14 protein-coding genes are annotated in these 14,831 nt (G+C 67.0%); 7 read left to right on the top strand and 7 right to left on the bottom strand.

Annotated features, from left to right (window positions below; translation table 11 throughout):
- Positions 1-80 precede the first annotated feature (80 nt).
- Positions 81-938, top strand: coding sequence for an aldo/keto reductase (locus ASD65_RS13310; protein WP_082561763.1), 858 nt, complete (start codon positions 81-83; stop codon positions 936-938).
- A gap of 93 nt (positions 939-1,031) precedes the next feature.
- Here ASD65_RS13310 and ASD65_RS13305 read toward each other — a convergent pair whose 3' ends face one another.
- The 4 genes from ASD65_RS13305 to ASD65_RS13290 all read right to left on the bottom strand — a co-directional run bounded on the left by ASD65_RS13305 (position 1,032) and on the right by ASD65_RS13290 (position 5,100).
- Entirely contained in the window at positions 1,032-2,318 is a 1,287-nt protein-coding gene (locus ASD65_RS13305; RefSeq protein ID WP_056223397.1) for an ABC transporter substrate-binding protein, read from the bottom strand.
- 63 nt (positions 2,319-2,381) lie between these two features.
- Positions 2,382-3,203, bottom strand: coding sequence for a carbohydrate ABC transporter permease (locus ASD65_RS13300; RefSeq protein WP_056223395.1), 822 nt, complete (start codon positions 3,201-3,203; stop codon positions 2,382-2,384).
- Complete coding sequence (locus tag ASD65_RS13295; protein WP_056223393.1) at positions 3,200-4,108, bottom strand: carbohydrate ABC transporter permease; 909 nt, start codon at positions 4,106-4,108, stop codon at positions 3,200-3,202. Before ASD65_RS13295 ends, ASD65_RS13300 begins: the two co-directional genes overlap by 4 nt.
- Before the next feature lie 194 nt (positions 4,109-4,302).
- Entirely contained in the window at positions 4,303-5,100 is a 798-nt protein-coding gene (locus tag ASD65_RS13290) for an SDR family oxidoreductase (protein WP_056223391.1), read from the bottom strand.
- Between the two features lie 272 nt (positions 5,101-5,372).
- Here ASD65_RS13290 and ASD65_RS13285 point away from each other — a divergent pair, with 272 nt between their 5' ends.
- From ASD65_RS13285 to ASD65_RS13270, 4 genes are all read left to right on the top strand, one after another.
- Entirely contained in the window at positions 5,373-6,050 is a 678-nt protein-coding gene (locus ASD65_RS13285; RefSeq protein ID WP_235566712.1) for a FadR/GntR family transcriptional regulator, read from the top strand.
- Positions 6,050-6,823, top strand: coding sequence for a hypothetical protein (locus ASD65_RS13280; protein WP_056223386.1), 774 nt, complete (start codon positions 6,050-6,052; stop codon positions 6,821-6,823). Before ASD65_RS13285 ends, ASD65_RS13280 begins: the two co-directional genes overlap by 1 nt.
- 88 nt (positions 6,824-6,911) lie before the next feature.
- Positions 6,912-7,910, top strand: a complete 999-nt coding sequence (locus tag ASD65_RS13275; protein ID WP_200948671.1) for a zinc-dependent alcohol dehydrogenase — start codon at positions 6,912-6,914, stop codon at positions 7,908-7,910.
- A 46-nt stretch (positions 7,911-7,956) separates the two neighbouring features.
- Positions 7,957-9,561 carry an AMP-binding protein gene (locus ASD65_RS13270; protein ID WP_056224880.1) on the top strand — a complete coding sequence of 535 codons (1,605 nt, stop codon included), beginning with the start codon at positions 7,957-7,959 and terminating at the stop codon, positions 9,559-9,561.
- Between the two features lie 13 nt (positions 9,562-9,574).
- Here the strand turns inward: ASD65_RS13270 and ASD65_RS13265 are convergent, their stop codons facing one another.
- Entirely contained in the window at positions 9,575-10,240 is a 666-nt protein-coding gene (locus ASD65_RS13265) for a GntR family transcriptional regulator (RefSeq protein WP_056223383.1), read from the bottom strand.
- A gap of 119 nt (positions 10,241-10,359) precedes the next feature.
- Here ASD65_RS13265 and ASD65_RS13260 point away from each other — a divergent pair, with 119 nt between their 5' ends.
- Complete coding sequence (locus ASD65_RS13260) at positions 10,360-11,331, top strand: C-terminal binding protein (protein ID WP_056223381.1); 972 nt, start codon at positions 10,360-10,362, stop codon at positions 11,329-11,331.
- Between the two features lie 19 nt (positions 11,332-11,350).
- On the top strand, positions 11,351-12,208 hold the full coding sequence (locus ASD65_RS13255; protein WP_056223379.1) for a fumarylacetoacetate hydrolase family protein: 858 nt from the start codon (positions 11,351-11,353) through the stop codon (positions 12,206-12,208).
- Between the two features lie 75 nt (positions 12,209-12,283).
- On the opposite strand, the gene ASD65_RS13250 is transcribed toward ASD65_RS13255, so the two are convergent.
- Positions 12,284-13,867: a carboxylesterase/lipase family protein gene (locus ASD65_RS13250; protein WP_082561761.1), complete on the bottom strand. Its 1,584-nt coding sequence runs from the start codon at positions 13,865-13,867 to the stop codon at positions 12,284-12,286.
- 116 nt (positions 13,868-13,983) lie between these two features.
- The gene (locus ASD65_RS13245) at positions 13,984-14,823 is read right to left on the bottom strand and encodes a ribokinase (protein WP_056223375.1); all 840 of its coding nucleotides are present in this window, start codon (positions 14,821-14,823) and stop codon (positions 13,984-13,986) included.
- Positions 14,824-14,831: the final 8 nt, after the last annotated feature.

Here is a 14,831-nt window from a genome sequence, read left to right as displayed (position 1 = left end):
GTACAGGGTCATCATATAAGTGATCGCCTTAACTCGGAAGATCCGTCACTTTTCCGTCGAATGCTGGGAACATATATGACATGTCCCCCACATTGACGATGACCATCGGCGACCGGCACATCGGACGCGTCAGCCTCGGAGGAGCCAGGTGGTCGATCACGGATCCTGCCGACGACGCACCTGCCGAGGCGATCCTGGAGCGCGCACTCGACGCCGGCGTCGACCTGATCGACACCGCCAGGGCCTATACGACACGCGATGAGGAATCCCACAACGAACGACTCATCGCCCGGGTGCTGAAACGGCGGGGCGAGTCCCGCGTGCTGGTGGCGACGAAGGGCGGGCACTTCCGGGACGGGGACGACTATCCGATCGATGCCTCGCCGGCGGCGTTGCGTCGCGATTGCCAGCGCAGCCTCGACGCCCTCGGACGCGAGGCTCACGACCTCTACTACCTGCACCATCCCGACCCCCGCGTGCCCTTCGAGGACAGCGTGGGCACGTTGGCCGAGCTGCGTACGGCAGGCCTCGCCGTGCGCATCGGATTGTGCAATGTCACGGTGGATCAGCTGCGCTCAGCGCGGGAGATCACGAGGATCGATGCCATCCAGAATCGGCACGGGGTGCTCGCCCCGGCCGATGCGGGACTGTTGCAGGAATGCACAGACGCGGGCATCGCCTTCTTCGGCTACTCCCCTCTCGCGGGCGTCGATCTCACCGAACCGGGATCGACGGTGCTCTCGGCGGCCGCGCTGCGCGGGATGCAACCGACGAGCATCCTGCTCGCCTGGCTGCTGAGTGCGGGTGAGAACGTCGGAGTGCTCACGGGCGCTCGTCGCGCCGCCACGCTCGACGCTTCGCTCGCGGCCGCAGCGGTGCAGCTCGACCCGACTGAGATCGACGCGATCGGCGTGGAACTCGCATCGATCGCCCGTTGAGGAGCACTCCGGCGTTCCGTTGATCGCAAGAAAGAGGTGTGCCCGGGCGATCGAGGCACCCGGGCACACCTGGTCTATGCGGTCAGCTCCGCGTCAGGAGCCTTCGGCGAATGCGACATCCATCGCCTGCAGGAGCTGATCCACGGTGGTGCCGCCTCCGATCAGAAGCTGAGCCTGCTCCATCAGCACCGCCGACACCTTCGCGTTCGGCCACAGCTGATCGTCGTACGGGTGGATGCGGCCCGCGTCCACGTAGGTCATGATCTCGGCCAGCGACGCCGGCGTCTCGAACTCATCCGACGCGATCGCCGGAAGCGTGTTCTGCAGCTCCGCGATCTGAGCCATGGTCGCGTCGGATCCGAGGAACTCCATGAACTTCTTCGCCGCGACCGGGTTCTTGGCCTTGGCATTGATGGAGTACGCGCCGGAACCTCCAGCGGAGATGTTCGTCTCGTCGGGGTCGTCCGTCGCCGGAAGGGCGTGGAACATGAACTCCGTGTCCGCGGGGGCGGTCGCCGCCAACGCGGCGAAGGTGGAGGTTACGGATGAGATCGCGAGCGCATCGCCCTTTGCCACCATGCCCGTGGCGACCTCGTAGGCCGTCCCCAGAGGCTCCGGCTGCCAGCAACCGGCATCCTGCATCTCGAGCACTCGATCCCAGACCTCGGTCCAGTCCGAGTCGGCGAACGTCGCCTTGCCCGCGGCCTGATCTTCGGTGAAGGTGGATCCTTCGCCGTACACCAGGGTCGCCGACAGCGGGAACGCGAAGAGCTGGTTGTTCCATGTCGTCTGCGCCCCGTAGGCGTAGGCGACCTTGCCCGCGGCCTTCGCATCGCCGCAGAACTCGAGGAGCTCGGTCCACGTCGTCGGAGCGGTCAGGCCGACCTCTTCCATCGCGGTCTCGTTGTAGATTCCACCGATCGCACCGAGGGACAGCGGCAGCACGTAGCGCTTGCCGTCGACCATGGTGGTCTCGTCCATCGCTGCGGGGAGCCGGTCGTTGAAGTTCAGATCGGACAGGTCGGCGAGGAACCCGCCCGGAACGAGGTTCTCCATCGCGGTCGGGGTGCCGTTGCCGGGGTACGTGGTGAAGATGTCCGGCGCGGTGCCGGCCGAGAGCTGCGTCCGGATCTGCGTGTGCAGCGCCGCGACGTCGACGAACTCCAACTCGACCTTGATGTCCGGGTTGGCCTTCTCGAACTCCTCTACGACGGCCGGCAGCGAGTTCTGGTAGTTCGGGATGCTGGCGATGGTGAGGACACCCGCACCGTCTCCTGTCTCTTCCGGCGCGGCGCTTCCGCCACCGGTCGTGCAGCCGGACAGCACCAGGGCGGCGGCAACGGCGCCGACGCCGAGGACGACGAATCGTCGCTGTGTCATTTCGTGCTCCTTATGTAGGTGACTGCAGGGTGCAGTCTCGGGTGGGGTGGCTTCGCGAAGGTCTCAGCCCTTGAGCCCGCTCGCGAAGCCCTTGATGACAGACCTTTGGAGGATGAAGAACGTGATCAGGATCGGGGCGACTCCGATGACGAGCCCGGCGAAGATCATCGGCCAGTTCGTGACGTACTGGTCGACGAATCCCATGATCGCGACCGGCACCGTCTCGTTCGACGTGCCGCTGAGGTAGAGCAGCGGGGTGGCCAGATCGTTCCAGATCGCGATCGCATTGAGGATGATCACCGTGCCGGTGATCGGCCGAAGCAGGGGGAACACCACGTTCCAGAAGGCGTAGTTCACGCCTGCACCGTCCAGCCAAGCGGCCTCTTCGTAGTCCACCGGGACCGAGCGGAGGAAGCCCGAGTAGAGGAAGATCGAGAACGGCATCTGCGACCCGAGGTAGAACAGCACGAGCGCCCACAGGTTGCCGAGCAGCCCGAGGTCGCGCATCGTGAAGTACAACGGAATCATCGCGATCTGGAATGGCAGGAGCAGTCCGACGAGAAACACCCAGAACAGCGTGTTCGACACTCGCGACAGCACGCGCACGATGGCGTAGGCCGCCATCGCCGACCCCACCACGAGCAGCGCGACGCTCACGACGGTGATGAAGAGGCTGCTGACCAGCGCCTCGCCGAGCCCGGCCTTGCCCCAGGCGGTCACGTAGTTGTCGAGGGTCATGTTCTCGGAGATCAGAACCGGTGAGGCCTGATCGCTCTGCGTGCGCAGCGAGATGTTGATCATGACGTAGAGCGGGAACGCGAAGAGGGCTCCCACGAGGATCATCAGGACTTCGAGGATCCCGGTGCGCCAGGTGTAACGGTTCATCGCTGCTCCCGCGAGATCAGGGCTCGGTATTGGACGACGGAGACAGCCGCCACGATCACGAGCAGCACGAGGCCGAGCGACACCGCCTTGCCGAAGTCGCCGTAGGTGAAGGCCTCGCGGAACATCAGCGTGGTCAAGGTGTTCGTCAGGCCTCCCGGACCGCCGCCGGTGAGCGACCAGACCTGATCGAACAGCTTCAGCGAACCGATCATGCTGAGCATGACGTTGATGGTGATCGCGGGCGCGAGCAGGGGAAGGATGACGTTCCAGAACCGGCGGATCGGGCCGGCACCGTCGACGGCGGCGGCCTCCAGCAGTTCCTCGGGAATCGCCTGCAGGCCCGCAATGAAGATCACCATCGAATAGCCGGCGAACTGCCAGATCAGGATGAAGATGATCGAGCAGACCGCGAGGGTGGGATCACCCAACCAGGTCTTCGCGAAGGCGCCGAGACCGATGGCACGCAGCACGGTGTTAACGGGTCCATCCGGCGCGAGCATGTACTGCCAGAGGTATCCCACCACTACGGGCGTCATCACCGCCGGAGCGAAGATCAGCACCCGCAGGAAGTTGCGGGACTTGATCCTGGAGTTCACCGCGAGGGCGAGGAACAATCCGAGGATGTTCTGGATGACGGTGAATGCGATCGCGATCACGACGGTGTTGATCAGCGCGCGCTGGGACTGCGGGTCCTGAAGCACCGCGACGATGTTCTGGAACCCGACGAACTCGTAGTCGGGGTTCAGACCGTCCCAGTCCGTGAAGGCGTAGATGCTGCCCTGCAGCGTGGGCACGATGACCACGAACGCATACACAACGAGCGCCGGGAGCGCGTAGAGCAGGAGCGTCCTGGGGAGGAGACGCCGACTCCTGCGCTTTCGCGCGGTCGGGGCGGTGGTCGTCATCCAGAACTCCTCGTCGAGTGTGCTGCCGCTGCTACGGCTGAGATCAACATCTTTGCCAACTTGTATGAACAGTGTCAACGCAAAAAGGCGAAACCATCCATATTTCCCCGCATGAGGGGGTTCATATCAGATCTGTTTGTCTCGACAGGGCGCGTGAAAACGACTTGTCGGACAGGATCTCCGGGCTGTACGGGTCAATCGCTGCCGGCGAAGTGCGCGGTCTCGCCGAGCCCCTCGGGGCCCATCCCGCTGTAGCCGCCGTCGACCATTAGCTCGGTTCCGGTGATGAAGGATGCTCCGTCACTGCTGAGGTAGAGCACGGCATCGGCCACTTCGCCGGCCTCCCCGAGGCGCCGCAGCATGTGGTAGTTGCCCCACACGGGCTCCCACCTGGCCCGATCACCCCCGGCCGCCTTGGCGACCTCGGCGGTCCAGATCCACCCCGGGCTGACCGCATTGACGCGGATTCCCCTCGGGGCCAGATCCATCGCCTGGCCGCGGGTCAGCGAGACGATGGCCGCCTTGGTGGCGTTGTACGTCCACCTCGCCGGCTGTGCGACATGTGCGGAGATGCTGGCGATGTTCACGACAGTGCCGCCCCGGGGCATGTGGTCGGCAGCGAATGCCGTGAGCATCGACGTCGCCGCGACGTTGACCCCGAGTGAGCGATCCCAATCCTGGCGCGTGGCATCGGCCCCGGCCGCGACGAAACTCGCCGCGCAGTTGACGAGGTGGTCCAGCCCTCCGAGTTCGCCGATGAGCGGCGCCAGAGTCTCCCGCAGCCCGTCGGTGTCGGAGATGTCCGCGGCGATCGGGCGGATGCTCTGCGACCCGCCGGCGACCTGGTCTCGCTGTCGAGCTAGGCCCTCCGCGTCGAGGTCGACCGCAATCACCTGCGCGCCGGCGGCGTGGAATGCCGACACCGTCGCAGCGCCGATTCCCGAAGCGGCTCCGGTCACCAGAGCGACATGTCCGTCAAAGTCCCATTTCATGGCTGTGTCCTTCGTCGATCACGGAAGCGGAAAAGCCCAACCGTTCATACATGTTCAAGAGAAATCTGGTCTAAACATGCCCAAAACGCAAGCTTGGCTTGACACTTGTCTGATCTGTCAATAATCTCGACGCCACGACCTGCCCTCAAATGCTCCTACCTTCCAGGGTCTCAGCGTGCGGGCACGACAATCAGTACATGACGACACCTCGACGAACCCCCAAACCAGAGAAGGGCACCGCAGTGGCAAAGGCGCGACTGAGCAATGCCATCGTGACCGACTACCTCCACCGAATCGGCGCAGGCGAGATCGAACCGGGGGCTCCGCTACCTCCCGAGTCGGTGCTGTGCGAGCAGTACGGAGTGGGCCGAAGCGTGGTCCGCGAGGCGTTGCAGGCGCTGGACGCCAAAGGCTTCATCGTCGTGCGCCAGGGCAGTGTGGCCGTCGTAGCCCCGCGCTATCACTGGCATGTGCTCGACCAGGACTTCCTCGCGGTGACCAACCCGAAGGAGTACTACTCACTCCTGCAGGAGGCGCGCGAGATCCTGGAGCCCCCGCTGGCAGCCCTGGCAGCCGCGCGAGCGACAGACGAAGCCATCGATGAGATGGAGCAGGTGAATCGGCGACTCGAAACCGTGCTGGATGACCCGTCGCAGCACGCCGAACTGGACATCGCGTTCCACGATGCCGTTGCCCGCGCCACCGACAACGCGATCCTGGTCTCGATGCACAGCTCGATCACCGGCCTCGGCCAGCGTACCCGCGAGGCATCCTCGGCGATCCCGGGGGCCATCGAGCGCGCGGTGACCTGGCACGACCACGTCATCGCCGCCATCCGTGCGCGCGACGCCGTCGGCGCATCGGCGGCCATGCACCTGCACCTGCGCCAGGTGCGGGAAGAGCTCGGCCGTATCGACACGGAACCCGAAGCAGCCGAGGAAGGATCATGATGACCCAGTACCGCGTCACCACCCTCGCGATGGGCCGAAGCATCATCCCCGGCCCCGAGCTCTACTGGATGAACGACTTCGATCAGTGGCATCCGCTCACTTTTCAGGCCGTCCTGATCCAGGGCGACGGGGTGACGGCGATCGTGAACACGGGGCCCGCTGCCGATCTCACGCCGATGAACGACGGCTGGGCATCCTTTCTCGGGGAGAAGGCCCGCATGGAACGCGCCGACGGCGAGTTCATCCTCGATCAGCTGGCCGCGCACGGAGTGCGCCCGGAGGACGTCACCCACGTCATCCTGACCCCGCTGCAGCTGTACACGGTCAGCAACGTCCTGGCGTTCCCCCAGGCGCAGATCTGCATCGCGAAGCGTGGCTGGGAGCATTTCCACACCACCCACGAGCACCCGCACGACAATCGCTCGACGAGCATTCCCGATGACATCCTCGTCGAGCTCGTCACCACGGCCTGGCCGCGCGTTCGCCTCCTCGAGGACGAGGACGAGATCGCCGCAGGCCTTCGCACCTGGTGGTCCGGCGGCCACCACCGTGCCTCCGTGGTCGTCGAGGTGGACACCGCCCGCGGGGTGGTCGCGATCTCCGACAGCTACTTCCACCTGCGCAACGTGGAAGAGAACATCCCGCTCGGAATCAACGAGAACATGTACGAGATCTTGGACTGCTACGAGCGTGTGCGCCGCACCGCGGATGTGATCGTTCCTCTCTACGACCCCGCAAACTTCGAGCGCCACCCCGGCGGAGTCATCGCCTGAGCGCTCGCTCTTCTCGCCGGATCGTCCGGCACCTGCTGATTGAGAGTTGGAGCAGATGCACGCACTCGCGTACCTGAAACCTTGGGAGATGTCGATCATCGACCGTCCCGAGCCGATCGCCACCGTCGATGAGGTTGTGATCGATGTGCTGGCAACAGGGATCTGCGGGTCGGATTCGCATGGCTACAGCGGAGAGAACGGCCGTCGCGTCAGTGGCCAGGTCATGGGGCACGAGACGGTCGGGCGCGTCAGCGCCGGGGGTACGATCGCCGCCGGCACCCTGGTCACCTTCAACCCGATCATCTCCTGCGGCGTGTGCGAGTTCTGTCGCGCCGGAGACACCCAGGTGTGCCCCGACGCGATCGTCATCGGCGTCGATCCCTCACTCGACGGCAGCTTCGCCGAACGTGTCGTCGTGCCGGCACGCAACGTCGTCGTGCTCTCCGACGAGATGCCGATCACGCACGGAGCCCTCGTCGAACCGCTTGCGGTCGGCTACCACGCCGTGATGCAGGGCAATCCGTCCTCGGATGACATCCTCCTGGTCATCGGCGGAGGGCCGATCGGCCAGGCCGCCGCGATCGGCGCGCGACGCGCCGGAGTCGAGCGTGTCCTGGTCAGCGAGCCCAACGATCAGCGCAGGGCTCTGCTCGAAGACCTGGGATTCGCGACCACGACGCCGGACGCGGTCGCGGAGGACCTGACGGCGAAGTTCGGTGGCAAGGCCACACTGGTCGTGGATGCGGTGGGACTCTCGGCCACCTTGGGCTCCGCACTTCGCACTTCCGTGACGCGGGCCCGCATCGTGCTGGTCGGCATGGGCGAGCCGCAGATGACCGTGCAGCCGTATGACCTCACCGTCGGTGAGCGGAGCCTCATCGGCAGCTACTGCTATTCGGAGGCGCATTTCCGCAGCACGGCCGAATGGGTCAGTCAGGGGCGTCCCGAGCTGGATGCCCTCATCGATCGACTGGTGCCGCTGCGCAATGGCCCCGATGCGTTCCACGATGTCGCAAAGGGGATCGGCGGAGTCAACAAGACGCTCGTCGTGTCCGGTGAGGCGCTCGCGCAGATCAGCACTCGATGACCCCCGGGATGCATCGACGCCCGGTGCATCCTGAAAAAGGACGATGATGTCTCAGCAGGACCCGAATCGCGTGGAGAACACTCCGCTCGTCTTCCTGGACCGTGCCGCTCGCGCGTTCGCCGGCCGCGCAGCCATTCAGTTCGGCGAGCGCGCTCGCACCTACGGCGAGTTCGCGGCAGATGCGCAGACGATGGCTCGCGCGTTGGCGACCGTGGTGACACCCGGCCAGGCGGTGGCGACCCTTTCCCCGAACGCTCCGGAATTGCTCACCGCGCACTACTCCGTGCCGCTGGCACGCGCCGCCCTCGTGACCGTCAACACACGACTTGCGGCGGACGAGGTCGCGTACATCCTCGAGCACAGTCAGGCTCCCCTCCTGTTCGCGGACAGTTCCCTCGCCGCGACGGCGCTTCAGGCCGCCGCGGCGTGCGACCACGAGGTCCGCGTCGTCGTCTGGGGCGGGGAAGCTCCGGATGGCGCCGAGCCGTACGACACGTTCCTCGCCGGCGGCAACGGGACTCCGGACCTGCCGTGGGAGGTGTCCGATGAGGACGCCGTCATCGCGATCAACTACACCTCCGGAACCACCGGACGCCCCAAGGGCGTCGAGTACACCCACCGTGGCGCCTATCTGAATTCGCTCGGTGTCCTGCACCACGCCGGCTTCGACGCCGACACGCGCTATCTGTGGACTCTGCCGATGTTCCACTGCAACGGCTGGTGCACGCCGTGGGCGGTGACCGCCGCGGGCGGACTGCATCTCATCATCTCCGCCGTGCGCACCGACCTGGTCATGAGCGCGATCCACGACGACGGGGTGACCCATCTCTGCGGAGCTCCGACGGTGATGGACACGATCGTGACCGGCGCGGGCGCCACTCCCTTCCCCCAGCGGATCAGGATGATCGTCGGTGGGGCGCCGCCATCGCCGAGCCTGCTCGCCCACATCGAAGAGCTCGGGGCCACCGTCACGCATGCCTACGGCATGACCGAGGCATACGGGCCGTTCACGATCTGCGAGTACCAGCCCGAGTGGGACGACCTCGAGCCGTTGGAGCGGGCGTGGCGGATGTCGCGGCAGGGGGTCGCCATGCTGCAGTCCGGAGGTGTCCGGGTCGTGGACGAGCAGATGCGCGACGTGCCCGACGATGGAACGACGATCGGCGAGATCGTGATGCGCGGGAACAACGTGATGCGCGGCTACCACCGTGACCCCGAGGCCACCGCGAAGGCGTTCACCGGCGGATGGCTGCACTCCGGAGACCTGGGGGTCATGCATCCCGACGGGTACATCGAGCTGAAGGATCGCACGAAGGACATCATCATCTCCGGCGGGGAGAACATCTCATCCATCGAGGTGGAGAACGCTCTGCTGGCCTATCCCGACATCGAGGATGCCGCCGTCGTGGGCGTGGCCGACCGCCGCTGGGGCGAGCGGCCGTGGGCGTACGTCGTGGCCAAAGGCGACCTCGATCAGGCGGCCTTGATCGAACACCTGCGCCGGCATATCGCCGGGTACAAGGTTCCCGATGCGATCCAGGTACTGGAGTCGCTGCCGCGAACTTCCACGGGAAAGCTGCTCAAGCGAGACCTGCGTCTGCGCGCAGCCGAGGAGGCATCGCGCACCGCTCCGGGTATCGGGGCGGCCTGAATCCCGCAGCGGCTCAGGTCGCCGTCGGCGAGCTGGCGAGGGGGATGATCCGGTCGAGCGCCCTGGACACATGCTCGGCGATCACCGCGCGCGCGGCATCGGGATCACCGCTGGCGATCGCTTCGAGGATGAGGCGGTGGCTCTGCACATGCTCGGCCTGATCGGCGGGAGGCAGGGCCGCGTTGGCGGCGCTGATGAATCCGGCGATGCGGCTGCGCAGCTGGGCGGTGACTTCGGTGAGGAAGCGATGTTCGGCGAGTTCTTCGAGCGCCTCGTGGAATTCGCGATCCAGCCGAAGCACCTCCCCCATGTCGCCCGGCGCAGCCGATTCCATGGCGTAGACGATCGTCTCGAGACGGATTGCGGATGCCTCGGACCAGCGCTCCTGAACACGGATGACCATGAACTGCTCGAGGACGATCCGCAGGCTGGAGATCTCCTCCAGGTCGCCCGCCGTGAGCTCGGCCACCCGCGCGCCACGGCGCGGTTCGTGGGAGATGAGTCGCTCTTCGGCGAGGCGAGTCAGTGCCTCGCGCACCGGGATGTGACTCACGCCGAGACGTTCGGCGAGCCGGCGCTCGACGAGGCGTTCACCGGGGAGGAACTCTCCCGAGTGGATCGCCGCGCGCAGCTGATCAGCGACCTGCTCGGCGATGTTCTGATCCGAAACGCTGCGCATCCGTGTGCCTCCCCCGGCCCGCCCGGCGGAATCGAGTCGGTCCCGCCGCCCCGATGCTATGGCATTCGATGCATGGATCCGGCTTGAGCGTGTTTGCTACATGCTATAGCGTTTCCTCTATGACTCTCCCCCGCATCCTCGTCACCGATTGCGACCTGCCCGGCGACGCCGCCGAGCAGACCCTCCGCGCTGCCGGCTATCCCGCCGAGCGCGCGTCGGACACCTCCTTCGACACACTCGCCGAACTCGGCTCCGATGCGGAAGGGCTCATCGTGCAGTGGCATCGCATCGACGGCGCCCTCATGGATCGGATGCCGAAGCTCAAGATGATCAGCCGCCTCGGCATCGGCTACGACATGGTCGACGTCGCGGCGGCGACCGAGCGAGGCATCGCCGTCGCCAACACGCCCAGCTATTGCATCGAAGAGGTCGCCGCGCACACCATCGCGATGATCATGACTCAGGCGCGCGGCCTGCCCGCGTATGACCGCGCCGTGCGCACGGGCGAGTGGAAGGCCGTCGCCGCAAAGCCCATGGCCGTGCGGCCGTCGCGCACCACCGTTTCGGTGCTCGGCTTCGGCCGCATCGGTTCACTGGTCGCCCGCGGATGCCGCGCGCTCGGGTTCCGCGTGCTGGTCGCCGATCCGTATGCTCCGACCGCCGCGGTGGAGGCCGCCGGATGCGAAGCCGTGAGCATCGAATCGGCCATCGCGTCAGCCGACCTGCTCACGCTCCACGTGCCGCTCACCGACGCCACCCGCCACCTCATCGACGCCACGAGCATCGCCACGATGAAGCCGGGAGCGGTCATCGTGAACACGTGCCGCGGACCGCTCATCGACGAGACGGCCCTCGTCGATGCGCTGCACAGCGGGCAGATCGGCGCGGCGGCCCTCGATGTGTTCGAGGTGGAGCCGCTCGACCTCGGCGCGGCGCTGCGCGATGCGCCGAACGTGCTGCTCACGCCGCACGCCGCCTGGTATTCACCCGAGGCGCTGGAGGATCTTCCGGTGCACGCCGCCGAGAACCTCATCCGCTTCTTCGGCGGAGAGCAGGTCACCGCGATCGTCAACCCCGACTACGCACGCTGACGCGAAGGAGCACGCACTCATGGAACTCATGCGACTCGGCGCCCCCGGACACGAGCATCCGTTCGTCCGCGACGATGCGGGTGTCATCCGCGATCTGGGGCCGATCACCACCGACATCGACGGCGCCTTCCTCGCCGCCGACGGCATCGCCCGTGTCCGCGCGGCGCTGGAGCGGGGCGAGCTCAGAGAAGCCGCGACCGACGGCCTGCGCATCGGCGCACCGATTACCCGTCCCACGGCCGTCGTCTGCATCGGCCAGAACTATGTCGCGCACGCCGCCGAGTCCGGATCGGAGCCCCCCACACACCCGGTGGTCTTCTTCAAGCATCCGAACACCGTGGTCGGGCCGAACGATGTCGTGCTGCTGCCCCCGGGGGCGGAGAAGGTCGACTGGGAGGTCGAACTGGCCGTCGTCATCGGCAAGACCGCCCGCTACCTGGCCTCGCCCGAGGCGGCACGCGACGTCATCGCCGGCTACACGATCTCGAATGACGTGTCCGAGCGCGCTTACCAGCTGGACGTCTCCGGCGGGCAGTGGTCTAAGGGCAAGTGCTCGGAGACCTTCAATCCGTTGGGCCCGGTCCTGGTGCCGGCCGACGAGGTCGATCCCCAGGCGCTGCGACTGCGCTCCTTCGTCAACGGGGAGCCGCGTCAGGATTCGTCGACGGCCGACATGATCTTCCCCGTGCTGCAGATCGTCCACGAACTCAGCCAGTACATGGTGCTCGAGCCCGGGGACGTCATCAACACCGGGACTCCGCAGGGCGTCGCCCTGTCCGGGCGATTCCCCTACCTCGACGACGGCGACGAGATGACGATCGAGATCGATGGCCTCGGCCGCCAGCACCAGCGCACCGAGCGCGTGCGCCTGGCCTGACGCCGCCGTAGCAGCCGAAACGAAAGAGGCGGAGCGACCACCCGGTCGCTCCGCCTCTTCACCTCGTGCCTCGGGCTATCCGAGTCCGTTCCAGAATCCGCAGTTGTGCGCGGTCTCGAACGTGTCGACCATCTCGAGCCCACCGGCATCCGCCGTCTTGAGCTCCATGACCTCACGGCCTTCGGCGAACGTGGTCCATTCCGGACCGCCTTCGACGCTCGGCGTACCGGTCTGCACGAATGACAGCCACAGGTCGACCATCTGGTCGGCGAGCGCGCGCTGCTCCTCGTTCAGCGATCGCTGTGCCGCGGCGTAGTTGAACAGGTACTGCAGCTCCGTGGTGTGCGTCGCGCCGAGGGCGATCGTCGACGGCGGGAACGGGTCGCCGAGCGAGCGCCATCCGGGGGTCGTCTCGTCCGCGAACTCGTAGAAGTACACCGAGCGGCCGGCATCCGCAAAGGTATCGGCTCCGGCGACGGACGGGCACGCGAACATCGAGTCGCCACTGAGCCATCCGGAGGCGAAGATCGGGTCCTCGCCCGCGTCGGCCGGGTAGAGCTCCAGCACCTGGGGCGCCAGCGGTCCGAACTGGGCGGTGACGCCGGCCTCGTACTCGACCGGATCGAGCGGGTACTGCGCCGACGCGAAGCCGAGCCACTCGTCGCGGGTGACACCCATCATGATCGGCACGTCCGCGAGGGTTCCGTCGGCCGCTGCCTCGAGCGGGCCCACGGGCTGGTCCGGTCCGCCACTGGCGGGGTAGACGTCGCCGAATCCGGCGGGCGTCCCCACGATCGTGGCGGTCGGCACCGCGCGGAGGCAGTCGGCGTCATCGGCCGCACAGCCCCACTGGGTCGTGAACTCGGTCGTGTCGGCCGCCGGCGCCCCGGGACCGCAGCCCATGGACTGGATCACGGCCTTGTCGAACAGGCCTTCCGCCGTCGGGGAGGCGAGCTGGAAGCACACCGCGCCGCCACCGGCGGACTCGCCGACGATCGTGACGTTGTCGGGGTCTCCCCCAAAGGACTCGATATTCTCCTGCACCCAGCGCAGTGCCTGCTGCTGGTCGAGCATGCCCCAGTTGCCCTGGGCGCCGTACTCCCCCTCCGCGGCGGTCGCCGGAGTGGCGAAGAAGCCGAACAGGCCGAGGCGGTAGGCGGGGATGACGGTGACGGATTCTCCGGTGGCGGCGAAGTTGCGGCCGTCGTAGATGTTCGGCGTGCCGGCGGTGTACCCGCCGCCGTGCAGGAAGACGACGACCGGCAGCTTCTCGTCTTCCGCGCCCTCCGGCGCATAGACGTCGAGGTACAGGCAGTTCTCGCTGAGTGATCCGTCGGAGTCGCCGTTGACGGTCTGGGCGCAGTCGGGACCGGGCTTGGACGCGTCGAGCACGCCCGCCCAGGGCTCGGGCGCCTCGGGCGCGCGCCAGCGGAGGTCGCCCACCGGGGGTTTGGCGAACGGGATGCCGAGGTATTCGACGCCCGCGGCGGTCGCGACGCCGGTCAGTTCTCCCTGTGCGATCTCGACCTGCGGCTGGGCCGCCGGTGCGCTCTCATCGACCGCGTCACCGGGCCCGGCGAAGCAGCCGCTCAGCATCAGCGCCGTGGCCGCGATCACCGCCCCGACCGAGGTGACCGTGGCGAATCTCCGTGCTCTCATGTGCGCTCCCTTGTGCTGTTATGCGGAGCCTATGAGTCGCGCAACGTCGTTGTCAAAGGCGTTGACATTCGGATGCCGCGGCTCTGCCCGGCATCGGCCGGAGGGGGGTGGAAGGGTCAGAGATACGCGTCGAGCCGCCGCAGCGGAGGCTGTCCGCTGGGGTGGGTGACCGCATCCGCCCCGGCCCCACATGCGGCGCGCAGGGCGTCCTCTCGCGACCAGCCTGCGTGGAGGGCGAGCGTCAGGGCCGCGCAGAACACATCGCCCGCCCCCACCGAACTCACCACGCGCACAGACGGCGCCGCGACGTGTGCCACCTCGCGGCCGTGCTCGCGCAGCGCGGCGCCGTTCGCACCGTAGGTCACCGCCACCATGCGCGCCGTCGCCAGCTCGGGGATCAGCGCGAACTCCGACTCGTTGACGATGATGAGGTCGGCACGCGCGATCAGCGCCGCCGACAGTGCGCGAGCGGGCGCGGCGTTGACGGCGAGGAATCCCGGAACGGCCTCGACGAGGGCCTCCACGATCTCGAACGGGATCTCCAGTTGCGCGAGGACTGCCTCGCCGGGACCGAAGTCGATGCCGTCGATCGACACGTCCGCGTTCGCAGCGGGACAGACGACGATCTGGTTCTCGCCCTGCCCGTCGACCGTGATCAGTGCCGTGCCGGTGGCCGCATCGCCCAACCAGATCGGACCGGTGTCGACGCCCGCATCGCGCAGGGACTGCAGCATCCACTGGCCGTCGGAATCGTCGCCGACGGCGCCGACCATCCGCACGACCGCTCCCAGCCGCGCTGCGGCGGCGGCCTGATTCGCACCCTTGCCGCCCGGCAGCCGTCGCAGTGCTCCGCCGAGCACGGTCTCGCCTGCGGAGGGCAGCCGGTCGACGGATGCCGTCAGGTCGACGTTGATGCTGCCGACCACGGTGAGCGGGCCGAGCTTCGGCTGATCCATACGCACAT

Source organism: Microbacterium sp. Root61, from assembly GCF_001427525.1.
Classification (GTDB): Bacteria; Actinomycetota; Actinomycetes; order Actinomycetales; family Microbacteriaceae; genus Microbacterium.
The sequence above is the reverse complement of the archived record's forward strand: the minus strand, read 5'-3'. Positions and strand labels throughout refer to the sequence as shown.